At 64.1% G+C, this 26334-nt stretch carries 16 protein-coding genes; 9 read left to right on the top strand and 7 right to left on the bottom strand.

The window, feature by feature from the left end; translation table 11 throughout:
- The first annotated feature begins 220 nt into the window (after window positions 1-220).
- Together ACWGS9_RS22130 and ACWGS9_RS22125 are read left to right on the top strand one after the other, a co-directional pair.
- Window positions 221-1861, top strand: coding sequence for an ABC transporter substrate-binding protein (locus ACWGS9_RS22130; RefSeq protein ID WP_454507248.1), 1641 nt, complete (start codon window positions 221-223; stop codon window positions 1859-1861).
- Window positions 1862-1991: 130 nt separating this feature from the next.
- Window positions 1992-3788, top strand: coding sequence for a tetratricopeptide repeat protein (locus ACWGS9_RS22125; protein WP_454507247.1), 1797 nt, complete (start codon window positions 1992-1994; stop codon window positions 3786-3788).
- Here the strand turns inward: ACWGS9_RS22125 and ACWGS9_RS22120 are convergent.
- Window positions 3722-4309 (bottom strand): hypothetical protein, encoded by a 588-nt coding sequence (locus ACWGS9_RS22120; protein WP_454507246.1) that lies wholly within the window; start codon window positions 4307-4309, stop codon window positions 3722-3724. The two genes, ACWGS9_RS22125 and ACWGS9_RS22120, sit on opposite strands and share 67 nt — an antisense overlap.
- A 55-nt stretch (window positions 4310-4364) precedes the next feature.
- Between ACWGS9_RS22120 and ACWGS9_RS22115 the strand changes: the two genes are divergently transcribed.
- From ACWGS9_RS22115 to ACWGS9_RS22090, 6 genes are read left to right on the top strand one after another with little or no spacing between them, the layout of a single operon-like run.
- Complete coding sequence (locus ACWGS9_RS22115; RefSeq protein WP_454507245.1) at window positions 4365-5288, top strand: DUF4129 domain-containing protein; 924 nt, start codon at window positions 4365-4367, stop codon at window positions 5286-5288.
- Window positions 5285-6499: a DUF4350 domain-containing protein gene (locus tag ACWGS9_RS22110; RefSeq protein ID WP_454507244.1), complete on the top strand. Its 1215-nt coding sequence runs from the start codon at window positions 5285-5287 to the stop codon at window positions 6497-6499. The genes ACWGS9_RS22115 and ACWGS9_RS22110 overlap by 4 nt, the downstream gene beginning before the upstream one ends.
- A complete protein-coding gene (locus ACWGS9_RS22105) occupies window positions 6486-7442 on the top strand; it encodes an AAA family ATPase (protein WP_454507243.1) in 957 nt (318 codons plus the stop codon). The genes ACWGS9_RS22110 and ACWGS9_RS22105 overlap by 14 nt, the downstream gene beginning before the upstream one ends.
- Window positions 7439-8743, top strand: a complete 1305-nt coding sequence (locus tag ACWGS9_RS22100; protein ID WP_454507242.1) for a DUF58 domain-containing protein — start codon at window positions 7439-7441, stop codon at window positions 8741-8743. Before ACWGS9_RS22105 ends, ACWGS9_RS22100 begins: the two co-directional genes overlap by 4 nt.
- Complete coding sequence (locus tag ACWGS9_RS22095; protein WP_454507241.1) at window positions 8740-9756, top strand: stage II sporulation protein M; 1017 nt, start codon at window positions 8740-8742, stop codon at window positions 9754-9756. The genes ACWGS9_RS22100 and ACWGS9_RS22095 overlap by 4 nt, the downstream gene beginning before the upstream one ends.
- Window positions 9743-10624 carry an RDD family protein gene (locus ACWGS9_RS22090; protein ID WP_454507240.1) on the top strand — a complete coding sequence of 294 codons (882 nt, stop codon included), beginning with the start codon at window positions 9743-9745 and terminating at the stop codon, window positions 10622-10624. The genes ACWGS9_RS22095 and ACWGS9_RS22090 overlap by 14 nt, the downstream gene beginning before the upstream one ends.
- A gap of 25 nt (window positions 10625-10649) precedes the next feature.
- Here ACWGS9_RS22090 and ACWGS9_RS22085 read toward each other — a convergent pair whose 3' ends face one another.
- The 3 genes from ACWGS9_RS22085 to ACWGS9_RS22075 all read right to left on the bottom strand — a co-directional run bounded on the left by ACWGS9_RS22085 (window position 10650) and on the right by ACWGS9_RS22075 (window position 13185).
- On the bottom strand, window positions 10650-11504 hold the full coding sequence (locus tag ACWGS9_RS22085) for a DUF3037 domain-containing protein (protein WP_454507239.1): 855 nt from the start codon (window positions 11502-11504) through the stop codon (window positions 10650-10652).
- Window positions 11501-12196 (bottom strand): HipA family kinase, encoded by a 696-nt coding sequence (locus ACWGS9_RS22080; RefSeq protein ID WP_454507238.1) that lies wholly within the window; start codon window positions 12194-12196, stop codon window positions 11501-11503. The genes ACWGS9_RS22085 and ACWGS9_RS22080 overlap by 4 nt, the downstream gene beginning before the upstream one ends.
- A gap of 302 nt (window positions 12197-12498) precedes the next feature.
- Window positions 12499-13185, bottom strand: a complete 687-nt coding sequence (locus ACWGS9_RS22075) for a D-lyxose/D-mannose family sugar isomerase (RefSeq protein WP_454507237.1) — start codon at window positions 13183-13185, stop codon at window positions 12499-12501.
- 209 nt (window positions 13186-13394) lie between these two features.
- Between ACWGS9_RS22075 and ACWGS9_RS22070 the strand changes: the two genes are divergently transcribed.
- Complete coding sequence (locus ACWGS9_RS22070) at window positions 13395-14453, top strand: D-TA family PLP-dependent enzyme (RefSeq protein ID WP_454507236.1); 1059 nt, start codon at window positions 13395-13397, stop codon at window positions 14451-14453.
- A gap of 155 nt (window positions 14454-14608) precedes the next feature.
- Here the strand turns inward: ACWGS9_RS22070 and ACWGS9_RS22065 are convergent, their stop codons facing one another.
- The 3 genes from ACWGS9_RS22065 to ACWGS9_RS22055 form a co-directional block, all read right to left on the bottom strand.
- Complete coding sequence (locus ACWGS9_RS22065) at window positions 14609-15367, bottom strand: heme ABC transporter permease (RefSeq protein ID WP_454507235.1); 759 nt, start codon at window positions 15365-15367, stop codon at window positions 14609-14611.
- A 216-nt stretch (window positions 15368-15583) separates the two neighbouring features.
- Window positions 15584-17353 (bottom strand): glucan ABC transporter ATP-binding protein/ permease, encoded by a 1770-nt coding sequence (locus ACWGS9_RS22060; RefSeq protein WP_454507234.1) that lies wholly within the window; start codon window positions 17351-17353, stop codon window positions 15584-15586.
- Between the two features lie 375 nt (window positions 17354-17728).
- Window positions 17729-26308, bottom strand: a complete 8580-nt coding sequence (locus tag ACWGS9_RS22055) for a GH36-type glycosyl hydrolase domain-containing protein (RefSeq protein ID WP_454507233.1) — start codon at window positions 26306-26308, stop codon at window positions 17729-17731.
- Window positions 26309-26334 lie beyond the last annotated feature (26 nt).

Below are 26334 nucleotides of genomic sequence, written 5' to 3'. Positions count from 1 at the left end.
GGAGAAATTGGCTGTACGCCTCTGCGGAACAACGCACAAGAACTGCGGAAAACCAAACATTTCGCCGCGGCAAGCAGACCTATCATCCTCGCGCAGGCAACGGCGCTCCGGCGGTCGTCTCCGCCCCCGCGCCTGACGGCGGCCGGGGTGCTCGTTGCCCCTTCGTGCAGGTCGCTGGCCGTGCCTGAGGTGACAGGCACCAACAACAAAGGGAACGACGATGAAATTCATGTTTACCGACAGAAAACTGCACCCGCGGGCCAGGCCAATCGCCGACGACTTCAGAAAAGGCGCGATCAGCCGGCGCGAATACCTCGCCCTTATGGCCGGCTTCGGCGTCAGTGCAGCCGGAGCGCTGGCGCTGGGCGGGATTGTCCCCTCGCCGGCCCGCGCTGCCGAGCCGAAGCGCGGCGGCACGCTGCGCGTGGCGATGAACGTCAAGGGATTCAAGGACCCGCGTACCTTCGACGGCGTCGAGATGTCGAATGTCGCGCGCCAATGCAACGAATATCTGGTGCGCTGGAACACCGACTTCTCTTTCGAGCCGTGGCTGCTGGAAAGCTGGGAAACCAGCGACGACGCCAAGACGATCACGCTCAACGTGCGCAAGGGCATCACCTGGTCGAATGGCGACACTTTCAACGCCGACGACGTGATCCACAACCTCACCCGCTGGTGCGATGCCTCGGTCGCCGGCAATTCTGTCGCCGCGCGCATGGGCGCGCTGGTCAATGCCGACACCAAGAAGCCGGTCGATGGCGGCATCCAGAAGGTCGACGACCATACCGTCAAGCTCAACCTGCCCAAGCCCGACATCTCGCTGATCGCCGGCATGGCCGACTATCCGGCGCTGATCATGCACCGCTCCTATGAGGGCGACGGCGACCCGAAGAAGGCTTTGGCTATTACCACCGGCCCGTGCGAGCTGGTGAGCTGGGACGCCGAGACCGGCGCCGAGGTGAAGCGCAAGGACAAGCCTTGGTGGAAGGGCGAGTTCTATCTCGACGGCATCAAATGGGTCGACTACGGCTCCGACCCCAACGCCACGCTGTCGGCCTTCGAATCCAGCGAGATCGACACCGACCACGAGACCGCTTCGGACGCTGTCTCGCAGACCGATAAGATGGGCCTGCAGAATTCGGAAATCGCCACCGGCTCGACCATTGTCGCGCGCTTCAATGTCGGCAACGCGCCCTATGACGACGTCAAGGTGCGCCGCGCCGCCCAGCTTGCCGTCGACAATTCGGCGGTGCTGAAGCTCGGCCTCGACGGCCGCGGAAAACCCGCAGACAACCACCATGTCGGACCGATGCATCCGGAATTCGCCGATATCGGCCCGGCCAAGCGCGATGTCGAACAGGCCAGGAAGCTGATCGCGGAAGCCGGCAAGACCGACCACGAATATGAGCTGATCTCGGTCGACGTCGAATGGCAGAAGAGCACCGCAGACGCGATCGCTGCGCAAATCCGCGAGGCCGGCCTCAAGATCAAGCGCACCGTGCTGCCGGCCGCGACCTTCTGGAACGACTGGAGCAAGTTCCCCTATTCCTGCACCGAGTGGCTCGGCCGCCCGCTCGGCGTCCAGGTGCTGGCTTTAGCCTACAAATCGGGTGCCGCCTGGAACGAAAGCGCCTATTCGAACAAGGAGTTCGACGAGCTTCTCGACAAGGCGCTGGCGACCCCGGACGCCGCGCAGCGCAAGGAGATCATGGCCAAGATCGAGACCAACCTGCGCGACTCCGGCATCATCATCCAGCCTTACTGGCGCTCGGTCTATCGTACATACCGCAAGGGCGTGCAGGGCTGCGAACAGCACCAGTCGCTCGAGCAGCATTTCGAGAAAGTCTGGCTGGAGAGTTGAGCCTCCCAGGGCTGAGACGCGCCGGCGCGACCTTCCAGTCGCGCCGGCCGTTTGTCATTTGCCAACCCCGTGCCTTTCGGCCCAGATTGCACCGACCGGCTTCCAGCCGGAATGCGAGAAGCAACAAGGCATGGATCACTTCGACCTCGGCACCTACCGCCGCCCCATCTCCACATCCTCGGCCGAAACGCAACGATGGTTCGATATCGGGCTGAACTGGTGCTACGGCTTCAATCACGAGGAAGGCATGAAATGCTTCGAAAAGGCGCTGGGGACCGATCCCGGCTGCGCTTTCGTGCATTGGGGCATCGCCTATGCCGCCGGCCCCTTCTACAACCTCACTTGGAAGGAACATGGCAAGGCCGAGGCCGACCATGTCGCCAAACGCTGTTTTGAGCATGTGCGGCTTGCGCAAGCCAATGCGGCCAGAGCGAGCGCTGTCGAGCAGCGGCTGATCGGGGCGCTCAGCGCCCGCTTCCAACAACCGCATGGCGTGAGCGCCGCGGAATTCGAAAAATGGGACGATGCCTATGCCGCCGCGATGCGGCAGGTTTTTCGCGCGTTCCCCGACGACCATGATGTGATGGCGCTGACGGTCGAGGCGCTGATGATGCGCACGGTGCGGCGCCTGTGGAACCTCAAGACCGGCGCGCCGGCGCCGGATTCCGACGTGATCGAGGCGCTGGAGATCTGCGAACGCTCGATCCGGCTCTCGGACGAGGCAGGCGTTGCGCCGCACCCGGCGGCGCTGCATCTCCATATCCATCTGCTCGAAATGTCGACGCAGCCCGAGCGTGGCATGCGCTCGGCGGAACGGCTGGGCACGATGTGCCCCGATGCCGGCCATATGAACCACATGCCGGGGCACATTCATGTGCTCTGCGGCGAGTATGAGAAGGCAAGGCTCGCCAGCGAGAAGGCGGTGCGGGCCAACGACCTCTATCTCGCCTATGCCGGCGAGCCGACCTACTACCTGCTTGGCTGCTGCCACGACCTGCATCTGATGATGTTCACCTGCATGTTCCTCGGCCAGCACCGCCCGGCACTGTGGGCGGCGGACAAGGTGCGCAGCCTGGTGACGCGCGATGTCGTCAGCATTGCCGAGCGACCGAAGCTGACGCAGACGGTCGAGGGCTATCATGCGATGAAGTCGCATGTTCAAGTGCGCTTCGGGCGCTGGCGCGAGATCATCGACGAGCCGCTGAATAGCGAGCCCGGGCTCTATGTTATGACCGCCGCGCTGCAGCATTACGCCAAGGGCGTGGCGCATGCGACGCTGCGCGATTTCGCTTCCGCCGAGCGCGAACGCGATTTACTTAGCCGGCAAATCGCAAGCATTTCGCCGGAGCGCCGCTTCCTCAGCAACCCGACAAAAGCCTCGCTCGCGGTGGGCGGCGCTCTGCTCGACGGCGAGCTGGCCTATCACCAGGGCCGGCATGATGAGGCCTACGAGCATCTGCGACGCGCGGTCGAGCTCGACGACAATTTATCCTACACCGAGCCATGGGCCTGGATGCATCCGCCGCGCCACGCGCTGGCGGCGCTCCTGCTTGAGCAGGGCCACGCGGCCGAGGCCGAACAGGTCTATCGCGACGATCTGGGCTTGAGCGGCGCCGTGCAGCGCTGCGCCCAGCACCCCGACAATGTCTGGGCGTTGCACGGGTTGGTCGAATGCCTGAAGCGGCGCAGCGAGACCGAGGAGCTGCCGGAGTTGCAGGCGAAGTTGGCTGCGGCACTTTCCAAGGCGGACGTACCGATCACCTCGTCATGCCTCTGCCGGACGAACGTAAGTCGGACGATTGCTGTTGTCATTAAACGGTTGGCCGCCGCCCACATCGATTGGCGGCGACCAGCCAATCGCTACGAGAATATCTCCGCCAGTTCGTCGATGCTTGCACCTTCCTTGGCCTGGCGCAGCTCGACATAGCTGACCGCCGTCGCGATCGAGAGCACCATCGACACCACGGTCTGCACCAGCGCGGCTCCGATCTCGGCAATGATGCCGCCGAACAGCACCAGAACCAGCAACATCCCCCACTGGACGATCATCGCGATGATGATGAGAATGAGGAACAGGCCAAAAAGCGCCCAGCGGCTGCCCTTGGTCAGAGCCCGGCTGCGCGACATCGAGCCGAACACGCCCCGCCGCTCCTGGATAAGGACCGGCACCGCCATCGACCAGCCGAGCCAGAGAATGATGCCGGGTACGATCAACAGCATCAGCCCGAGGCCCGCGCCGAGACCGACGAGAAGGCCGATCGCGAGCGTCGGCAGCAGAAAGCGGATCGCCATCTGAATGCAGTCGCCGAAGGACGGCCGCTTGCCGTTGAGGTCCTCGATTGTCGCCCGAACCAGTGCCGATTGCAGCAGCAGCGCGCACACAAACGAGATCAGCCCGGCGATGACGGTGATGTAGGAATTGCGAAACATGGCGCTTGGGTCTGCCATGGCAGCCGGATCCCGGTGTAGCACTGCGTCGATTTGCGGCTGCGTCCACAGCCTGATGAGCAATGTCGGAAGGCCTGAAAACAGCGCCGCCAGCCCCACGCAAAGTCCTATATTGCGGGTGATTACCGAAAAGGTGTTGCTGAATACCCTGCCGATCTCGAATCTTCCGGGTCGTCCCAATGTTGCAGTGGTCATGATAATTTCCCCCGAGTCACCACGGCATTCGATGGGTGACTTCAAAAGTAAATTTGCCAAGATTGAAGGCCTACGTCCAGTGCGCTTGCAATTATCTTGGCGTATTGCCAGTGTCGAAACCGAACCGCAGGTTGCAGGGGGGAACGAGCGGGTGGCAGCCGTACAGGCAGGGGCGGAAGACGCCGGGCGGCTGGCGCAGTTGCACAAGCAATTGCTGGCGCACGATTCGATCCAGTTCGGGCTGCCGACCTATGTTCGACCGGAGCCGCCGGAGTGGCTGAGGCCGTTTCTGGAATATCTGGCAAAGCTCGGTCCCTACATGATCTATATGTTCTGGGGCGCGGTGATCATCGGCGTCGCGATCATCGCGCTGCTTGTGTTTCTTGAAGCAAAGGGCATCACGTGGCGCCTGCCCTGGCGGCGCAAGCGCGAGGAGATCGAAACGAAGGAGGAATGGCGCCCCGACGCGGGTGCGGCCCAGATCCTGCTCTCCGAGGCCGATGCACTTGCCGCGCGCGGCGAATATGACGAAGCGGTGCATCTTCTGTTGCGCCGCAGCGTTGCCGACATTGCTACCCGGCTGCCGGACTTCCTGCGCCCATCGCTGACGGCGCGCGACATCGCGGGTGCAGGCTCGATCCCTACCCGGCCTCGCGCCGCGTTCAGCGAGATCGCGCGCATCGTCGAAGCTGCCTTGTTTGCCCGCCGTCCGGTCGGCGCCGAAGGCTGGCGGCAGGCGCGCGGCGCCTATGAGCGCTTCGCTTTCCGGGATGCCTGGGCATGAGTACGCAGCCGGACGAGGCAGCCGAGGCGCCGTTCAGCGGCAAAACCCTGTTCTGGGGTATTTTCGCCAGCCTGCTGGCCGCGGCCGGCTTCTTCCTGCTCTCGACCTATGCTCCCGATTTCCGCCAGCCCGAAGGCGGCGCCACGCCGCTCTCGAAAGGCGGCACCGGCTATGCCGGGCTCGTCGAATGGCTGAAGCTCACCAACGGACAAGCGCCGCCGATGGAACGTGGCGAGAAGGACCTTGCGTCCCCGCTGGCATCGACTTTCCTGCTCGTCGTCACCATCGCCCCCGGCAGCGATCCGGCCGCGCTCGATCGCCTCATCAAGCTGCGCTCGGGCAAGGACACGCTTTTCGTCCTGCCGAAATGGCAGACCATGCCATTGCCAGGGCGGGAAGGTTGGGAAACGAAAATCGAGCGGTTGCCGAACTCGGTTGTCAACGATTGGCTCGGCCGGCTCGCCAAGGCGAAGCTCGGCGAAGGCAAGCCGACGGTCGACAAGATCGATGTCCAAGGCCTCAAGATCGCCGTGCCAGACGAATTGCAATGGGTGGCGGACGATCACCCGCTGATTGCGGCGGGCGACGGCAGGGCCATCCTGACCGAGCTCGACAGCGAACCTTTCTACATCCTGACCGATCCCGATTTCCTCAACAATGCCGCGTTGGGCGACGAGCAGAAGGCGGCCGCCGCGCTCGACATGATCGCCATGCTGGAGCCCGCCAAGGGCGCGGTGATGTTCGACCTGAGCATGCACGGCATCGGCGGCAACTACGATCTCGCGAAGCTTCTGGTCGAACCGCCCTTCCTGGCGCTGACGCTGTCGGTGCTGGTGGCGGCCGCGCTCGCTTTCCTGCATGGGCTCGGCCGGTTCGGGCCACCGCGCGCGGAAGGGCGTGCCATTGCCTTCGGCAAGCGGGCGCTGGTCGACACCACGGCGACGCTGCTGAAGCGCGCCGGGCGGCTGGAACGGCTTGGCGATCGCTATGCAACGCTGGTGCGGCAGCGCGCAGGGGCGCTGCTCGGCGCGCCGCATGGGCTGCAGGGCGAAGCGCTCGACCGCTGGCTCGATTCCCGCGACAAGGGCGAGGCGTACGGCTTCACCCGTCGCTTCAAGGCCGCGAACGAATCCAACAATTTGGCCGCAATGCATGAGGCAGCCGAACAGCTGCATGACTGGACGGCAAGGAGGCTCGGTGAACGTCGATGAAGTGAAGGCCCTGGCGAACGCGATCAGGGAAGAAGTGGCCAAAGCGATCACCGGGCAGCACGACACGGTCGACCTGATGCTGACGGCGCTGTTTGCCGGCGGCCATATCCTGCTCGAGGGCCCACCGGGCACCGCCAAGACCATGACGGCGCGCTGCTTCGCGCAGGCGCTGGGCGTCGCCTACGGTCGCATCCAGTTCACGCCCGACCTGATGCCCGGCGATATCGTCGGCTCCAACATCTACAATTTCCAGACCGGGCAGTTCACGCTGACGCGCGGCCCCATCTTCTGCGACCTGTTGCTCGCCGACGAAATCAACCGCACGCCGCCGAAGACGCAGGCAGCCCTGCTCGAAGCCATGCAGGAGCACGCCGTCACCTTCGATGGCACCACGCATCCGCTCAGCAAGAATTTCATGGTGGTGGCGACGCAGAACCCGATCGAGCATCAGGGCGTCTATCCGCTGCCCGAAGCGCAGCTCGACCGTTTCCTGTTCAAGCACCGGGTGAGCTATCCGGACCTCAAGGAGGAGCGCGCCATCATCGTCCATCACGGCGGCGGCTCGGCCTCGCACGATATCGGGCAATACGGCATCACGGCGCAGACCGACCGCAAGGCGCTGGAAGCGGCACTTGCCACGGTCGGCGACGTCACGCTGGTCGACGATGTCGTCGGCTATATCGCGGCGCTGGTGCGCGGCACGCGTGAAAGCCCCGACCTGGAAGTGGGAGCGAGTCCACGCGCGGGCGCCATGCTGGCCAGGGCGGCGCGCGCCAGGGCGGCGCTCGACGGCCGCAACTACGTCATCCCGGACGACGTCAAGGCGCTGGCCGTGCCGGCGCTGCGTCACCGCGTCGTTCTCTCGCCGGCAGCACAGATCGACGGGCGGCTGGTCGAGCGGATCGTCTCCGACCTCGTCGACCATACGGAAGCGCCGCGTTGATCTATCCGAGCGGCCGAGCGGTCTGGGCAGCGGCGGCGGGGGCGATCCCCGCCTTCCTGATCGCGCTCGCGCTGCCCTCTGTCTGGTATCTCGGCCTGTTGTGGATCTGCGTGCTGCTCGCATTCCTGGCGGTGGACGCCGCCGCCGGGCGGGGTCGCGCCTCGCTCAACGCGACACTGACCGCGCCGCCGCAGGTGGGCGTCGGCGGACGCTTCACGCTGCACATCGCGGCCTGTCTCGGCGCGAAGCTGCGGCGACTGCAGGCGCGTGTCGGGCACGACCAGCGGGTGCAACCGGTCGCCGGCACCGGCGGCGCGCTGCCGGCCAATGGCGGCACGCTCGACCTCGAATTCGAGGCTATCCGCCGCGGCATCGCGAGTTTCGACCGGCTCTGGCTGCGCTGGCAGGGCCCGTTCGGGCTGGTGTGGAACCAGGTCATATTGCCAGTCGACCGCAAGGTTGCGGTGCTGCCCAATGTCAACAGCGCGCGCGACGAGGCGATCACGCTTTTGCAGCGCTCGGCCCTTGCCGACGGCCATGCGCAGAAGCGCGCCGGCCAGGGTCGCGAATTCGAAGCGCTGAAGGACTACCAGCCCGGCATGGGCCGGCGCATGATCGACTGGAAGCGCAGCGCCCGCCACGGCAAGCTGCTGGCGCGTGAGTTCCGGATCGAGGAGAACAACAACATCGTTTTAGCCATCGATAGCGGCCGTCTGATGTGCGAGCCGGTCGACGGCGTGCCGAAAGTCGACCGTGCAGTGACGGCGGCGCTTCTGTCGGCCTTCATCGCGCTCAAGGGCGGCGATCTCGTCAGCCTGTTTTCCTTCGATGCCAGGCCGCGCGTCTCGAGCGGCGCGGTACGCGGCTCGCCGAGCTTCACCATGATCCAGAAGCGCGCCGCCGAGATCGACTATTCGACCGAGGAGACGAATTTCACCCTGGCGCTCACCACGCTGGCAGCCAGGCTCGACCGGCGCTCGCTGGTCATCGTCTTCACCGATTTCGTCGATCCGATCAGCGCCGAATTGATGCTGCGCACCGTCGGCCGGCTGACCGAACGGCATCTGGTGCTGTTCATGCTGATGAAGGATGTGGAACTTGAAACGCTGTCCGACATGGCGCCGGCGGCGCCCGAGGATGTCGCCCGCTCCGTTACCGCCGGCGATCTTTTGAAGCAGCGTCAGGTGGTGATCGGCAGGCTCAGGCTACTTGGCGCGCATGTCATCGAGGCCGATCATCAGCGGCTCGGCCCGGCGCTGGTCGAGCGCTATATCCAGCTCAAGGAGGAGAACCTCTTATGACGCTGTCCGCCGGGACCGTTGCGGTGCGCCAGTCGCTGGCGAGCTTCCGCCAGGAGCGCGAAGCCGACTGGAAAGCCTTCGAGGCGCTCCTGGCGCGCGTCGAGAAGCGCACGCCGCGCGCGCTGTCGGAAGACGAACTCTTGTCGCTGCCGCTGCTCTACCGCTCGGCGCTGTCCTCGCTGTCGGTGGCGCGCGCGACCTCGCTCGACAGTGCGCTGATCGCCTATCTCGAGGCGCTATGCCTGCGCGGCTATTTCTACCTCTACGGCGCGCGGCGCTCCTTGAGGACCCGCATCGGCGATTTCTTCCTGCACGATTGGCCGGCGGCGATCCGCGACCTTTGGCGCGAAGTGTGGACATCTGTCGGGTTGACGGTCATCGGCGCGATTGCCGGCTATTGGCTGGTCGCCTCCGACAAGCGCTGGTACGACGCCATCATCGCGCCGAGCCTGGCCGGCGGGCGCAATCCGGATTCGTCGGCCGAGACGCTGCGCAGCGTGCTTTACGGCGGCGGTGATCACTTCCTTTCAGGCTTCGCCGCCTATCTCTTCACCCACAACACGCAGGTCTCGATCCTGGCCTTCGCGCTGGGCTTCGCCTTCGCCGTGCCAAGCGTGCTGATCATCCTGATGAATGGCTGCATGCTCGGCGCGATTTTCCAGATCTATGCCGCCAAGGGGCTGGGCTTCGAGCTCGGCGGCTGGCTTTCGATCCACGGCACGACGGAGCTGTTCGCCATCGCCATCGCCGGTGCGGCCGGCATGCGCATCGGCACCAGCATCGCCTTTCCCGGCGAACTGACGCGCATGGCAGCCGCCGCCCAGGCCGGGCGCGTCGCGGCGACCGCCATGGTCGGCGTCACGGTGATGCTGCTTTTTGCCGGTCTGCTCGAAGGCATCGGCCGGCAGACGATCACCAGCGACGTCGCTCGCTATTCGATCGGCGGCGGCATGCTGGTTTTGTGGATCTGTTATTTCTACCTGTTGCGAATGGTACGGCATGGCGACCGCTAGAACTGTGGGCAAGACCAAGAGCCCGGCCGCGCTGATACGCTCGCTGGTCACGCCGGAAGGCGTGGACCTGCGGGTCAAGCTGGCCGATGCCGGAACTCGCGCTTCGGGATTCCTGCTCGATGTGGTGATCATCGTCACCGCGGCCGTGGTCTTCTCCCTGGTGATAATCTTTGGCCTTGCCGGCCTCGGCTTCCAGGATGCACAGCCGCTGTTCATCGTCTGGGTCATCTTCATTTTCTTCCTGCGCAACATCTATTTCATTGCCTTCGAGGCGGGACGGCGCGCTGCGACGCCGGGCAAGCGCATGGTCGGCGTCAGGGTCGCGTCGCGCAGCGGCGCCGGCCTCACGCTCGACCAGGTCATCGCGCGCAATCTGATGCGGGAGATCGAAGTGTTCCTGCCGCTGTCGATCCTCGCCGCGCGCGCCAGCGCCGATGTCGCCGACACGCTGACGACCATCTTCGGCCTGGTTTGGGCGCTGCTGTTTTCGCTGTTTCCGCTCTTCAACCGCGACCGGTTGAGGATCGGCGACCTGCTCGCCGGCACCTGGGTGGTCGAGGCGCCGAAAGTGGCGCTGGTCGAGGATCTTTCGCTGCGCAAGGACCCGGTCGCGGCGCGCTTCCAGTTCAGCCCCGCGCAGCTCGACGCCTATGGCATCGCCGAGTTGCAGAAGCTAGAGGAAGTGCTGCGCCGCGACGATTATTCGGCGCTCAAGGCGGTGGCGGAGACCATCGCCCGCAAGATCGGCGCCAGGGTCGAGCCGATCGATTCAAAAGCCTTCCTGACCGCTTATTACGGCGAGCTTCGCGCGCATCTGGAACGCAAGCTGCTGCTCGGGAACCGCAAGGCGGATAAATACGCGCGGTGAGCTCAGGGCAAGTGCAGCGCAAGCGTTACGTCGAACGCTCGGTATCGTGACCATGAGCTTGAACCTTGACCGCGAGATCATCGACGAAGTTAGGCATCTCCTTCTCAGTTACGATCTGAGGATTAAGTGGAGCCGTTCGAATGAAGTCGATCGCTCGCTCGTAGGATGCTGCCAACGAGTCGTCGGACGGCTCGCCTACAATGAAATAAGGCTGAAACTCGTCCACCGCTTGCTTCAGTCCAACCATGTGACCAACCCAGCGGGCGGCCTTTTCCTGAATGCCCGCGGCAGAAGTCAGGTCGAATGAAAGCGGCTGGAAACAGTGCCACTTTCCATTCTTCCAGGAGTGGTCGAACTCGACAGCATCATGCGTACCCACGATGGTCTTCCTTTGAAAAACGTTCTCGATTTTTCGCTCCAATAAAAGGTCACGAAATGGCCGCCAGATATCCGCATCCGATCGCCGTGCCGCCGTGGCTTCATCGTACCGAGTGACAAAACGACTATGGAGGTCTTCAAGTGTTTTGGCAGGATCCGAGGTCACACCCGAACCTATGTCACTCCAGACTAAGGCGCTGTCATCCTTGCCGACGACACGGAGCGCATAGGTTGCAGCGCTAGGGCGGCCAACCATATCGCCGGATACGTTTGTTCTCGCGAGCTTTTGGAACGCTCTTTCGATACCGATTAAATCTTGGCGTAAGGTCGCTCCATCCAGCGTCGGGAACATCTTTGCAATGCGGCCATACGAACGTCGCATGATCGCACCAAGGAACCCGCTCCTCACGGCATGCACCACAACACCGACGTTGACCTGCTCACCAGCCACGGGGTCATGGCGATAGCGGAGGATCATGTACGTATAAGGTTCGCGCGTCATGACAGCACTCTTTCCAGTTCACGCAGACATGCTTCGATGTTGTCTCGCACTTGCTTAAGGTGGCGTATCGCTTCGGCTAAAAAAGGGCGAACAGCTTCCCATTCCTCTGGGAGCATTGCATCATATTGGATCATGCGGACGTCTGACAAACCCGACCACGAGCCACGCACTGGTCCAAAATTGAGATCGTCCCGCTTTGCAAGCTGTTTTGCAAAAACATGCTCGCTCTCATGCCCATATCGCCGCATCATCTCCAAATTGCCTACCTTCCACGGCTCGCACTTCGGAAAAAGTCGCAGTCGGAAGCCGAACGCAGCTTCGTGATCAATCAACCGCCAGTCTGTATCCTTCACCAGCAAGTTTGAGTTCTGCGGGTTTCGGTCGCTATTTGCGACAAAGCCATCAAATGCCATAACGGCAATTGCCAGTTCGAGCTGAGATTTGGCCAGTTTGTCCGATGGCTTCCACCGTCGCCACTGTTCGCCAGCGGCTTTGGATGCGAATGCGATTCTAGAGGATTTCTCCAGCCTGTCTCTAACGTCGGGCCTTACTACTGACTGGACGAAGTCAGTATCGAGCTCGATAAAAAACGGCTCATTCACCGGAAGGCCAAGGTCCGCAGCCAACAGCGAACCCAGCATTTCATTCATCAGGCCTTCTTCGCTGCTTTCGCGACCGGCAGAGACCTTCATGACAACATCGTGCTCGACGCCATCGTCAGTAGTCACAGTAACTCGGATAGGCTCAGTGCGCCCATTGTCGGCCAGCCGATCAAAGCGCTGTGGGAAAGCACGCCTGATCACTTAGTCTGACCACCAGGCAAGGCGCTTCGCGCTCGCAGATCCCGGCATGTGAATCAATTGCTCCCCCGACTAGCCCATTCCAAGCCCTATACCGACTATACTGGGTAGCCTGGCGGATCTGCAAATAGTCTTAACCAGATGGCCCGTCCAATTCACAGTATTGTATCTAGTCAACTTACTGACTTTGAGTCCTACCCCACCCACTTCTCGTAATCCGACACCAAGAGATGAACCGGCGCGACGTCCTCGTCGATGTTGGAGAAGCGGCCGATCGGGTCGCGGAAGACGTTGTCGGTGAGGTCGTCATTGACGGTCGAGACCTCGCCGATCAGCACGTCCTTGCTCTCGGCCCAGAAGGCGTGCCAGACGCCTGGCAGCAGCGTGACGCTCTGGCCCGGATCGAGCTTCAACAGCCCGCCTGCCGGCAACCGATGGATTGTGCCGTCGACCGGCACAGACACTTCGGCCTTCGGGTCGATGCCGCCGTCGCGGTCGTGCATGAACAGTTCCAGCACCAGCTTGCCGCCGCCGCGGTTGATGATGTCCTCGGCCTTGATGTTGTGGCGGTGCATCGGCGACAACTGGTCCTTGCGCGAGATCATGATCTTCTCGGCATAGAGCATGCCCATGCCCAGCTTCATGTCCTCGTAGCGGCCGTTGCGGACGGTGAACAGGAACAGGCCGAGCTCGTCGAACTTCTCCTGGCCGTAGTCGGTGATGTCCCAGCCGAGGCGCGAGGTGAAGATGGCCGACGAGTCGCCCTTATGCGCCTTCATCTCTTCCGGCGACCAATAGGCGAAGGGCGGCATGATATAGCCGAAGGAGCGGATGAAGGCGTCGGCTTCGCGGATGATGTCGTTGATCTTGGAGCGCTTCATGAGTTCCCTTCCTCCGGCCGCTGGGTGCTGAAATCTGCCCATCCGAATAGCCCAATGCCGGTCCGCTGTCGACGCAAACTGACGGCTCTGGCCCCGTGACATCCGGCCGGATCGGGACCATAAACCCAACCGGACTTTTCGATTTTACGCATGTCTTTTCCCGAAACCGGTTCCCGCTTTCAAGATACATGCATTGGACGGTGATTTTCATGGCCAGCATAGACGACCTCGACACGCCGGCGATCCTGATCGACGCGGCCCGCGCCGAAGCCAATATAAAGAAGGCGCAGGCGCATGCCGACCGCCACGGGTTGAAGCTCAGGCCGCACATCAAGACGCACAAGCTGCCTTACTGGGCGAAGAAGCAGGTCGCAGCCGGCGCGGTCGGCATCACCTGCCAGAAGATCGGCGAAGCCGAGGTGATGGCCGATGCCGGGCTTGAGGATATTTTCCTGCCCTACAACATCCTTGGCCGCGCCAAGCTGGAGCGCCTGAAGGCGCTCCATGGTCGCGTGACGCTGTCGGTGACGGCGGACAGCCATGAGACACTGGAAGGGCTTGCCGCCACCTTCACCGATGCCGGCCATCCGCTGCAAGTGCTGGTCGAATGCGACACCGGCATGGGCCGCTGCGGCGTACAGGGCACCGACGATGCGCTGGCGCTGGCGAAGGTGATCGATCAGGCAAAGGGCCTCGCCTTTGGCGGGCTGATGACTTATCCGGCCGCCGGGCGCGCCGCCGAGGCGGAAGCCTGGCTGAAGACTGCACGCGACGCGCTTGCCGCGGCAGGGCTCGAATGCGAACGCATCTCCAGCGGCGGCACGCCCGATATGTGGCGCTCGGGCGAAAACAGCGTCGTCACCGAATACCGGCCCGGCACCTATATCTATCTCGACCGCTACCAGGTCGCCAAAGGCGTCGGCACGCTGGACGACTGTGCGCTGACGGTGCTCGCCACCGTGGTCAGCCACCCGACGGCGTCGCGCGCCATCCTCGATTCCGGCAGCAAGGCGCTGTCATCCGATACGCTCGGCCTGCCGGATTTCGGCGAACTGCTCGGCGTGCCCGGCGCGCGCGTCACCGGTTTGAGCGAAGAGCACGGCAACGTCACGCTCTCCGACGGCGCAGGTCTACGCATCGGAGAGCGTGTGCGCGTCGTGCCGGACCATTGCTGCGTGGTGACGAACTTGTTCGACCAGGTGCATCTGATCGACGGTGACAAGGTGTTGGAGACGCTGCCGGTGGCCGCACGTGGACGGATGGGGTGATGTGCGCCTTTCCCTTCTCCCCTTGTGGGAGAAGGTGGATCGGCGCGATAGCGCCGAGACGGATGAGGGTGTTCCAGCGGAGTGAGACGTCGGTGTTCCCTGGAGTACCCCTCATCCGTCGCCTTCGGCGACACCTTCTCCCACAAGGGAGAAGGTCAAGCCCGCTCGGCCTGCCTTGCCGCAACCCTGCGCATCGCGGTAACACGGCGTCGGAAAATCTCCGTGCGCATCGCCATCAGATGCAGCGCGAAGAACAGCACCGTGAAGCCGAGCGCCATCACGCCGAGCGGCCACAGCATCGAGGGGTCGATGGTCGGACCGCCGAGCCGGAAGACCGACGCGGGCTGGTGCAGCGTATTCCACCAATCGACCGAGAATTTGATGATCGGGATGTTGATGAAGCCGACGAGCGTGATGATGGCGGCGGCCCAGGCGGCGCGGCCGGCATCATCCAGCGCGCGGGTCAGCGCGATGATGCCGAGATACATCAGGAAGAGCACGAAGACCGAGGTCAGCCGCGCATCCCATACCCACCAGGTGCCCCACATCGGCTTGCCCCAGATCGAGCCGGTGATCAGCGCCAGCGCGGTAAAGGTGGCGCCGATCGGGGCCGCCGATTTCAGCGCCACATCGGCCAGCGGATGGCGCCAGACCAGCGTGCCCAGCGCCGAGATCGCCATGATCGTGTAGCACATCATGGCGAGCCAGGCGAAAGGCACGTGGATATACATGATGCGCACCGTGATGCCCTGCTGGAAATCCTCTGGCGCGGTGAAGCTCATATACAAGCCTGCCACGAGCAGGATCGCCGCTAGCGCCGCCAGCCAAGGGACGACCTTGTCGGCCAGCCCGACGAAGCGCGTCGGGTTGGCGAGATCGGTCCAGCCGGCAGGGCGTGAGGTGGTGTCGCTCATGGCGACCTAAATAGACCGGCGATGCGCCAGGGGCAATCGGGGGAGTGTCGCACTTTCCCTTCTCCCCTTGTGGGAGAAGGTGTCGCCGAAGGCGACGGATGAGGGGTGTTCCAGATGACACCAGCGTCTCACTCCGCTGGAACACCCCTCATCCGTCTCGGCGCTACGCGCCGATCCACCTTCTCCCACAAGGGGAGAAGGGAGAAGCGCCTTGCTTTAAGCCGCTTCCGTCACCGGACGGCTGAGGCGGCGGACCTCTTCGTCGTTGAGCAGGCCGCCGGCGCGCAGCAGGGCGGCGAAGCGGCCGTTGCGCAGCGACAGTTCGGCAAAGCCGCCGAACTCGACCACCTTGCCCTTGTCCATGAAGACGACGAGGTCGGCGTCGCGGACGGTGGTCAGGCGGTGGGCGATAATGAAGGTCGTGCGGTCGCGGCGCAACTCGTCGATCGCCTCCTTGACGCGGTCCTCGGTCTCGACGTCGAGCGCGCTGGTCGCCTCGTCGAGCACCAGGATCGGCGCATCCTTCAGCACGGCGCGGGCAATGGCAATACGCTGGCGCTCGCCGCCCGAGAGCTGGCCGCCGCGCTCGCCGACGATGGTATCGTAGCCGCCGCTCTTGGAGAGGATGAAATCCTGCGCGGCGGCGGCGTTGGCTGCGGCGTGGACCTCGTCATTGCTCGCATCGGCGCGGCCGACACGGATGTTGTCCTCGATCGAGCGGTTGAGCAGGCCGGCGTCCTGGAAGACGGTGGCGATCGAATGGCGCAGCGACTTGCGGGTCACCGTGCGGGTGTCGATACCGTCGATCAGGATGCGGCCGCTTGACGGCGTGAAGACGCGCTGCAGCAAATTGATGAGCGTCGTCTTGCCGGCGCCGGTCGGGCCGACGATGGCAACCGTCTGGCCAGCCTGGACCTCGAAGGAGACATCGTCGATGCCGTGGCCGGAATTGGCGAACTCGAAGCTGACATCCTCGAAGCGCACGTGGCCGGTGACATTGGTGAGCTCGCGCAAACCGTCCGGCTCAGCGGTGTCGGCGGCCGAGTCTTCAAGGCGATAGAAGTCCTCGAGCTTGGCGCGCGCCTCGGAAATCTGGGTGGTGAAGGCCGACATCTGGTCGAGACGGGCAATCAGCATTCCGGCAAAGCCGGTAAAAGCGACGACATCGCCGACGCGGAGCTGGCCACGGGTGACGAGATAAGCGCCGATCGAGAGCACGATCATCATCGAGATCGTCGACGACAGGCGGTTCAGCGCATTGGCGATCGCCCACCAGTCGAGCACAGGGTTCTGCGCGTCGAGCAGGTTCTTGACGTAACGCTTCAACGTCGCGGTCTCATGGCCGATGCGGTTGTAGCTCTGCAGCACGGCGACATTGCTGACGCTATCGGTCACATGGGCAAACACGGTGTGGTAGTGGCGCTCGACGGCCGTCTGCCCTGACTTGGTGCGGCGCATGACGATACGGCCGATGCCAACGTAAAGCACGCCGAGGCCGAGCAACACAATGGACATGCGGATGTCCATGGCAAGCGCGGTGGGCACCAGCAGCACCAGCGCGATGGCCGTCGACAGATGAACGCGCATGAATTCGAGCCACAGGCTGAACAGGGTCTCGACGGCGCGCAGCAGCGTGTGCAGCGAATTGGAAGTGCCGCGCTGGTGATGCCAGGCAAGCGGCATGGTGATGACGCGCTCGAAGGATTGGCACAACACTTCCGAACGACGGGCATGGGCGAAGCGGTCGGCGCCGCGCGCCACCAGCACGAAGGCTATGACATTGAAGACACCGAGAGCTGCCCAGACGGCGAGCGTCGAAAACACCTGGCCTTTTTCGGAAATGGCACCGATCACCCGGCCCAACAGGATCGGCTCGAGGATTGCGATCGCTGCGAGCGCGACGTTGGCGCCGCAAATCAGCGCAACGCGCTTCTTGTCGGCCGCCAGATAACCCAGCGCTCTAAAGTAGATCTGCAGAAGTGACACTTCAGCTACTCCGCCAAACTCTTGTCTGTGCTCAATGCCGCTATTGTGCACCGCACCATTTTTTGACACGTAACGGTAAATGTGTCGCGAAACAATGCGTCGTCTATCCCTTCCGTTCCCATTTAGCGAACAAAAGATGACGACGGTACGAAATCTGACGTGATCGCCTAACGGTTTGAGATAAAAGGTGAAATGTCAGCCTTGCGGCAAAATAATGGCACTGGCCTCGCGCTGCCACATTTTTAATCACCGGCTGCTTGCTTAGCCTGCCCTAAAGGAAGGCGCGCGATCGGGCGCGGCGCCTGCGCCAAGTAAAAAACACCGATTGGCCGCGCGCCCCGGAGGGTGCGCAGCCAACAAGCCAAGCCTTTGATTTTACGCAGGTATCTTGACGACAACCTCGGTCTTGCCATCGGTTTTCGGCTCAAAAGAGGTTGATTTTTTCTTCGAACCGTCGACTTCAAGCGAGATCGACTTGGTCTTTTTGTCGCGGATGACGCGAACCTTGATCTCGCCGTCGAACATCTTGAGCGTCGCGGCGTAGCCATCCCAGTGTCCGGGCAGCTTCGGCCTAAACGTGATCTCCTTGCCGCGCCGCTCGATGCCGAGGATGCCTTCCACCGCAGCGCGGTAGAGCCAGCCGGCCGAGCCCGTGTACCAGGTCCAGCCGCCGCGGCCGCCCTTGCCTTCGCCGGAATAGATGTCCGCGGCCACGACATAGGGCTCGACGCGGTAGTGTTCGGCCGCCGCCTCATCCGAAGCGTGATTGACGGGGTTCAGCATCGAGAAGCAGCGATAGGCCTCGTCGGTGCGGCCCATTTCGGCCAGCGCGATCACGAACCAGGTCGCGGCATGGGTATACTGGCCGCCGTTCTCGCGCACGCCAGGCGGGTAGCTCTTGATGTAACCGGGATCCTTCTCGCTCCTGGAGAAGGGCGGCGTGAACAGCTTGACGATATTGAGCTTGTCATCGACCAGCATGTTGGTCGCCTGCCCCATGGCCGTCGTGGAGCGGGCCGGATCGCCTTCGCCCGACAGCACGCTCCAGGACTGGGCGATGGAGTCGATCTTGCACTCGTCGGAGTTGTGCGAACCGAGCGGCGTGCCGTCGTCGAAGCTGCCGCGCCGGTACCACTGGCCGTCCCAGGCGGTGCTTTCCAGCGCCCGCTTCAGCGCATCCGCATGCTTGGTCCAGGCCTGCGCCCGCTTGGTGTCGCCCTGCCCCTTGGCGACCGGCGCGAAGTCGATCAGCGTCTTCAACAGGAACCAGCCCAGCCACACGCTCTCGCCCTTGCCGCCCTCGCCGACGCGGTTCATGCCGTCGTTCCAGTCGCCGCCAAGGATGAGCGGCAGGCCGGCTGGGCTGCTGCGCTTGATCGCGAGATCGAGCGCCCGCGCGCAATGGTCATAGAGCGGTGCGGTGCTCTTGGTGATCTCCGGCGTGAAGAAGGCGTCATGCTCGCCCTCGCCGAGCTGCTGCCCGTCGATGAAAGGCAGTTGCTCCTTGAGGATACCAGCATCGCCGGTCACCTCGATGTAGCGGGCCGTCGCATGCGCCAGCCAGACAACGTCGTCCGAGATCAAGGTGCGCACCCCGGCATCGGTGCGCGGCAGCCACCAGTGCTGGACGTCGCCCTCCGGGAACTGCCGGCGCGCGGCATTGAGGATCTGGTCGCGCGCCAGCTTCGGGTCATGCGCCAGAAGCGACAGCGTGTCCTGCAGCTGGTCGCGGAAGCCGAAAGCGCCGCTCGCCTGGTAGAATGCCGAGCGGGCGCGGATGCGGCAGGCCAGGCTCTGGTAAGGCAGCCAGTGGTTGACCATGGCGTTCATCGCCTCGTCGGGCGTCTCGACCTGGATGGTGTCGAGGAAGCCGCGCCAGGCGCGCTCGTTGTCGGCCAGGCGCTGATCGAAATCCTTGCCGCGATGGGTCTGCACCAGCGCGCTTGCCTCGGCGGGCGTGGACGCGTCGCCGAGCAGCCAGAACAACGTGACGTCGCCCCCGGCCGGAACGTCGATGTCGCTGGCGACAACCGCGCAGGGATCGTCGCCCGCCTCGATCCGGCCCGAGAGCGCAAGCCCGCCAAGCACGGCCTGCGGATACTCGGTCGTGCCATGCCTGCCGATGAACTCGCTGCGGTCAGCGGTCACCGAATGGACGGTATGGCCGGCCGCCAGGAAAGCGACCCGCTCGCCGAAGTCGAGGCCATAGGGGTTCTGCGCCAAAAGCGCGCCCGTTGCCGCATCCCGCGTCGGCACGATGGTCGCCGCGGTGCGTGAGCGATGGCCGCCCAGCACCCATTCGGCATAGGCATAGACGCGCAGCCGCGCCGGCACGGAGCCGGAATTCTGGATGCGCAACCGGGTGATCTTCACGGGATCGGTCGGGTCGACCACCTGCGTCAGGTCCATGGACAGCGAACCCCGCCTGGAGCGGAAGGTCGAGAAGCCCTGGCCATGCCAGGTCTCATAGGTCATCGACGGATCGCGAACCGTCGCGGCCATCGGCGAGAACGCCTTGCCGCTGGCGTGGTCGAAAACATAGAAGCCCTCGCCCGGCCGGTTCGACACCGGGTCGTTCGACCAGGGCGTCAGCTGGTAGTCGCGGCTGTTGCGGCTCCAGGTGAAGCCGGCGCCTTCGGCCGAGACGTGGAAGCCGAAAGAGGCGTTGGAGATCACGTTGATCCAGGGCTGCGGCGTCGAGCGCCGGCCGGTCAGCCGCGTCACATAGTGGCGGCCGTCGCCATCGAAGCCGCCAAAGCCGTTCCACAGGCTGAGGCCGCTGCCGTCGGCGGCAATGTCGGCTCCTCCCCGGCTTGCCGGCACCGGCAAAGGCAGCGGCGGAACTGGCTCGCGCGGGCTGCCACCTTCCGCCTGCAGCAGGGCATCGCGGGCCTGGAGCGCAGCCGTCTCGGCGCGTTCGAGCTGATCGAAGATCGTGCCGTTGCGCGTATGCAGCACCACGCGCGCCACCGACAGCAAGGTCTTGTAGGTCGGCTCGTCCATCAGGTCGCGGCGCACCGCGAAGATGTGCTGGCGGGGCCCAAGCTCGCGGCCGCGCAGGCGGCTGTTCTCGCACAGCGTCTCCACCGCACGCTGCAGGTCCTGCACATAGGACGAGGCTTGCTCGTTGACGACGACGAAGTCGATCATCATGCCACGGGCGCGCATATATTCCTGGAAGCGGAGCGCCTGGGCGACGATCTCGAGATCGGCGACGTCGCCGATGCGCACGAGGAAGATGGGGAAATCGCCGGAGATGCTGGTCGGCCACAGGCTCGACTGGCGGCCGAGGCCGGAGGCGATGGACTCCGCCGGCAGGCGCAGGAACGGATCGGGATAGATCAGATAGCGCGCCAGCTTCTGCACATTGGCGGCGTCGGTGAGGCTCAGGCCCAGATGACGCGTCTGCACCTGGCTGCGCGTCCAGGCAAGCATGGCCTGGCGGGCGAAGCTCTCCTGGTGGTCGAGGCGGGCGATCGCCTCGTCGAGCTCGCCGCGATTGGCGCCGACGGCTGTCCAGAAGGTCAGCGATATCTTCTTGTTGGCCGGCACGCGCACCTGGCGGCGCAATGCCGCCACCGGGTCGAGCGTGAAGCCCTGGCCGCCGGAAAGCCTGGCGCCCGGATCGAAGGCGACGGCATCGGCGATGGTGCGGCCACGGCCGATGAAGGCGCGCCGGTCGGTCTCGGCCTCGGCATCGCGCGACGGACCCGCCGGGTCGGTGACGAAATGCACCATGGTGAGGTCGGGGTCGTTCTTGTCGCGCTTGCGCCTTGTGGCAAAGATCGCGCCGTTGTTCGGCGCGATCTCGGTCTCGATGAACATCTTGGAGAACGCCGGATGCGCGTTGTCCGAGGCTTCGTTGCCGAGCACCAGCTCGGCGAAGGAGGTCACCTCGATATGCCTGTCGGTTGCGCCGTCATTATAGAGCGTGATGCGGCGGCCTTCGCCATTGCCTTCGGAAATGACGATGCATTCGACTTCCGAACGCAGCGGGCCGACCGATTTGGTGAAACTCGCCTTGTCGTCCCCGAACAGCGTCTGGACGCGTTCGCCCTCGGCGCGCTTCGGCTCGGCGGTTGCCGACCACCAGTCGCCAGTCGCGGTGTCGCGAAGGAAGATGTAGGAGCCGAGACGGTCCTCGCTCGGATCCGGCTGCCAGCGGGTGATCGCAAGCTCGCCGAAGCGGCTGTAGCCGGAGCCGGTAGCGGTGACCATGACCGAATAGCGGCCGTTGGACATGACGTTGGTCGCCCGCAGCGCCTTGATCGGGTCGAGAACGACGCGGCTGTCCGGGCTCTCGGTCTCGGTTTCGTCCTTGGAGCGCTCGTCGGCTTCCGTCCTGACCGTGGCGGTCGGAATGTCGCGCGGCGCCTTCTCCTGCAAGAGAAGCTCGGCCGATTCGATCACCGGGTCGCTGTGGAAGCGCTCTCGCAGCCGACCCTCGAAAATGGCGTCGGCGACAGCGGCGATCGACATGCCGGAATGGTGCGCCATGTAGTTCTGCACCACGGCATGGTCGGTGCCTTCGGGCACACGCTGCGGCGTGAAATCGACAGCGTCGTAGAAGCCGTGGCGGCCAAGCGCGCCGATCGAGCGCAGCCGCTGCAGGTTCTGCACCGCCTCGCGCGGGCTGAACTGCGCCGCCAGGATCGTCGCATAGGGCGCGATCACGGTGTTCTGGCCAAGGCCGCGCTTCAGGCCGAGGCCGGGCACGCCGAAATTGGTGTACTGATAGGTGAGCTCGCGGTCGCGGGCGTTGTAGGCCGCTTCCGAAATGCCCCAGGGCACGTTCTTCGAACGCGCATACTGGATCTGGCGCTTGATGATGAGCTTGCTGGTCTGGTTGAGAATCGAGCCCTGCGGCTCCTTCATCACCAGCGGCGGCATCAGATACTCGAACATCGAGCCCGACCAGGACATCAGCGCGCCCTGGAAGCCGATCTCGACGACCGGCCGACCGAGACGGAACCAATGCTCGGTCGGCAGGTCGCCCTTGGCGATGGCGAACAGGCTGGTGAGCCGCGCCTCGGAAGCGAGCAGGTCGTAGCAGCTCTCGTCGAGCTGGCGGTCCTCGACCCGGTACCCGATCGACAGAAGCTTGCGCTCCTGCCGCATCAGGAAGGAGAAATCCATCTCGAAGGCATAGCGGCGGCAGCGTTCGCGCAAAGCGAGCAGCTTGGCGCGCAAGGCGGCGACCGCGCTTTCGTCATTGTGCGAGTCATGCACATGCGCCTCGCAGGTCGCTTCCAGCCGCTCCGCCCAGTCGGCGATGACATCGCTCTTCGGCGATGTCGCCTCGGTGTGGATGGCGGTGGCGAGCTTGCGGATCTCGCCCGCCAGCACGGCAAGGTTGATTGTGCGGATCGATGCCATCTCAGGCTGCGCCTTGATGGTCGCAACGGCGCGGCGCATGCCGTCCAGACGGTCGGCCAGGCGCTGGCGCAGCGGCCGCAGTTGCCGGCGGTCGTCAGGCAGTTCGTCCAGGCTCTCATCGAGAATTGTGACGGTGTCGATGATGCCTTCGAAATCGCCCTGCAGATGCACGGAAGGCGCTTCGGCCCATTCGGCGCAGGACGCCGCCACCGCGACCAGATGGCCCGCGAGATTGCCACTGTCGACCGCGGAGATATAGAGCGGATAGAGCGGCTTCAGTGTCGTCGTGTCATACCAGTTGTAGAGATGACCGCGATCGCGCGGCATGTTCTCGATGGTCGTCATCGTGGCGTCGATGCGGGTGATGGCATCCGACAGGCTGATCCAGCCGAAATCGCGCGCCGACACCACCGAGAGCAGATAGACGCCGATATTGGTCGGCGAGGTGCGCGGCGCCACAACCGGCGCCGGGCTTTCCTGGAAATTGTCCGGCGGCAGATGATGCTGCTCGGGCGTGACGAAGGTCTCGAAATAGTGCCAGGTGCGGCGCGCGAAGGTGCGCAGCGCGTGGATGTCGGCGGTCGAGATGCGCAGCCTGTCCTCGGTTTCGGCCGAGCGGCTGATCCAGCAGGCGACGGCGGGCGAAGCGATCCAGAAGATGGCGAAGAAGAAGGCGACGAAGGCGCCGGTGGAATCGGCCAGCACCGGAATAGCGAGGCCGACGACGCCGATGATGACCGCGCCATACATCATGCCGTAATAGGCGCCGAGATCGGTGCCGCTTTTGGCCGCCTGCGATGCGGTGCGCCATTCGAGCAGGTTCTGCCGGCTGACGAAGAGCCGGTAGATGGTGCGGATGATGGCATCGCCCATCATCCAGGCGAGGTGCGCCATCAAGAGCACCTTGAGCGCCACCAGGGCGGTGCCGAATACGGTGTCGCGGGCCAGAGCGGAGAAATGGCCGCGCGGCGTCTGGTCCCCGCTCTTCGGCAGGATGCCGTTCACGATATCGAAAGTCGGCGCCATGAACAGGCTGAGGATCAAAAGCGCCTGCCACTGCGCGGCCTGGGTGAAGGGCAGCAGCGTCCAGCCGGCGACGCAGGCCATGACCCAGAAGATCGGGGTGACCGAGCGGCGCAGGTTGTCGACCATTTTCCAGCGCGACAGCGCAGGCACCCCGGCGCGCGGGTCGAAGATGAAGCCGAGCAGCTGCCAGTCGCCGCGCGCCCAGCGATGGTGGCGCGAGGCGTCGACCGAGTAGCGGGTCGGATAATCCTCGACCAGTTCGACGTCGGTGACCAGCGCCGCGCGCGCCAGCGCGCCTTCGAGCAGATCGTGGCTGAGGATGGTGTTTTCGTCGATGCGGTCCTTCAGCGCCGCCTCGAAGGCATCGACATGGTAGAGGCCCTTGCCGGTGAAGGAACCGTCGCCGAAGACGTCCTGATAGACGTCGGAGACGGCGAACACATACGGGTCGAGGCCGCGGTTGGCCGAGAAGACGCGCTGGAAAAAGGAGGCATCGTCGCCGCTGGTGAGCGAAGCCGTGATGCGCGGCTGCAGGATGGTGTAGCCGGCGCTGACGACGCGCTTGACCGGATCGAAATGCGGGCGGTTCAGCGGATGGGCGAGCTTGCCGACCAGGCTCGAAACCGCGTCGCGCGTGGTGCGCGTGTCGGCGTCGAGCGTCATCACATAGACGACCTTCTCCGGCAGCGGCACGTCGAGCGGCAGGAAGGTGGTGTCGCTGTCGCCGCGCACCAGAAGGTTCAGTTCATGCAGCTTGCCGCGCTTGCGCTCCCAGCCCATCCAGCAGCCCTGCGCCTGGTTGTAGAGCCGGCGCCGGTGCAAGAGATAAAAGCGCGGCGAGCCCTCCGACGGATAGCGGGCATTGAGCCTGGCGATCTCGTCGCGGGCATATTGCAGGATCTCGATATCGGCGGCGTCGATCTCGGTCTTGGAATCCGGCCAGTCGGACAGAAGCGCGAAATGGATCTCTTCCGCAGTGTTGGCGAGGTGATGCACCTCGATGTTGCGGATGTTTTCCTCGACATCGTCGCGCGAGCCGATCAGCGAAGGCACCACGACCAGGGTGCGCGCCTCGGCCGGGATGCCGTGCTTGTTGTAATCATAGCCGACAAGCCTGGTCGGCTTCAGGAACAGCGCCACCACGGTGTTGAAGAAGGCCAACGCGCCTTCACTGGCCGGCACAGCGAACAACGCCAGCATCAGCGTGATCGATTCCACCGACAGGCCGAGATTGGCGAGCGCCCTCCCCGAAAGCACCAAGAGCAGCGCCGTCAAAAGGAAAACCGGCACGACGATGCCCAGCCAGCCAGCGCTGGCAAAGGCGCGCTTGAAGGTCACATAGAAAGGCGGCCGGTAGCCGATCGCGTTTTCCAGTTCCTGCCGGCGCGGGCCGACCAGGAAGAAGCCGACATCGGTATGCACGGCGGGGTCGGCGGTTTCGGGCACGCCGGACGCATCGGTGACACCGGGCGTGTGGCCGGCAAGCTCGATCGCCTTTTCGGCCACCCGGTATTCGGACAGCTCGGAGCGCCGCGCCAGCTGCTCGATCGCGGTGCGGTACTGGTCGCGCGAGAAGAAGTCGAGCGCGGCGAAATCGGTCTTCTCGCGCAGCAGCGTGTCGATGCGGCTGACGCCTTCGAACCAGACCGTCCAGTCGACGTCGTTGATGAGGCGCAGGCCGCGGATGATGTTGCCGGTGGTAACGTTGCCGCTGGACAGCGTCTGATGCTCGGAGATGATGATCTCCTCAGCGTCGGAGCCGGTCTTTTCGAGCTCGCCTTCCAGCCATTCCAGCGCCCTGCCGGCGTTCTGCGACCCGTCGCGCAGGCGATAGAGCAGCTGGGTGGCGAAAGTGGTGTCCTGCGCATGCGCTCTGTAGGTCGACAGGATCCTGGTGCGGTCGGCATTGTCGTCGGTCGCCAGAACGCGGTCGGCGACCTCGTTGGCGATGTGGCGCATCTGCCTGGTGCGATCGACGCGCACGGCGATGCGGCGGAGGTTCTCGATCAGCACGAAGCGCAGCAGCGACGGCAGCGCCCAGATCTCGCCGATCTTCAGCGGCTCGACCGACTGGAAGCCCTCGACAATCGCCTTGAACATGCTGGCCGAGACGGAGCTGTCGGAATGCTCGACATAGCTCCAGGCAACGATGAAGGCGCGCGGCAGTACGATACCGTCGCCGAGCGTGAGCGTCGGCAACTGCCGATAGAAGCGGCGCGGCAAGTCGCGCTTGACCTGGAAAATGGTCTCCTCGACCAGGTAGTTGTTGTCGAGCAGCCATTGCGCGGCCGGTGTGATGGTCTCGCCCTTGGCCTGGGCGGCATTGGTCGAGCGATAGACTTCGAGGATCTTCTTGGCGCTGTCGCGGATGCGGGCCTGGAACTCGAACGGGGCGAGGCCGAACAGTTCCTTGACCTCGCCCTTGGCGAGCGCAACGCCCAAGGCGCGCAGCCGGTCCTCAGGCAGGAAGTTGGAGCGTATCGGCGCTTCCGTCACCACCGGGAAGCCGGCGCTTGTCTGTTCAATCTTGTTCGGATTCGTCTGAATGTTCATTGAAAATTCCGTAAGGCGGGGCGCAA

The organism is Mesorhizobium sp. Arg314 (genome assembly GCF_053714275.1).
Note: the sequence above shows the minus strand (reverse complement) of the source record. Positions and strands in the feature narration are given on the sequence as shown.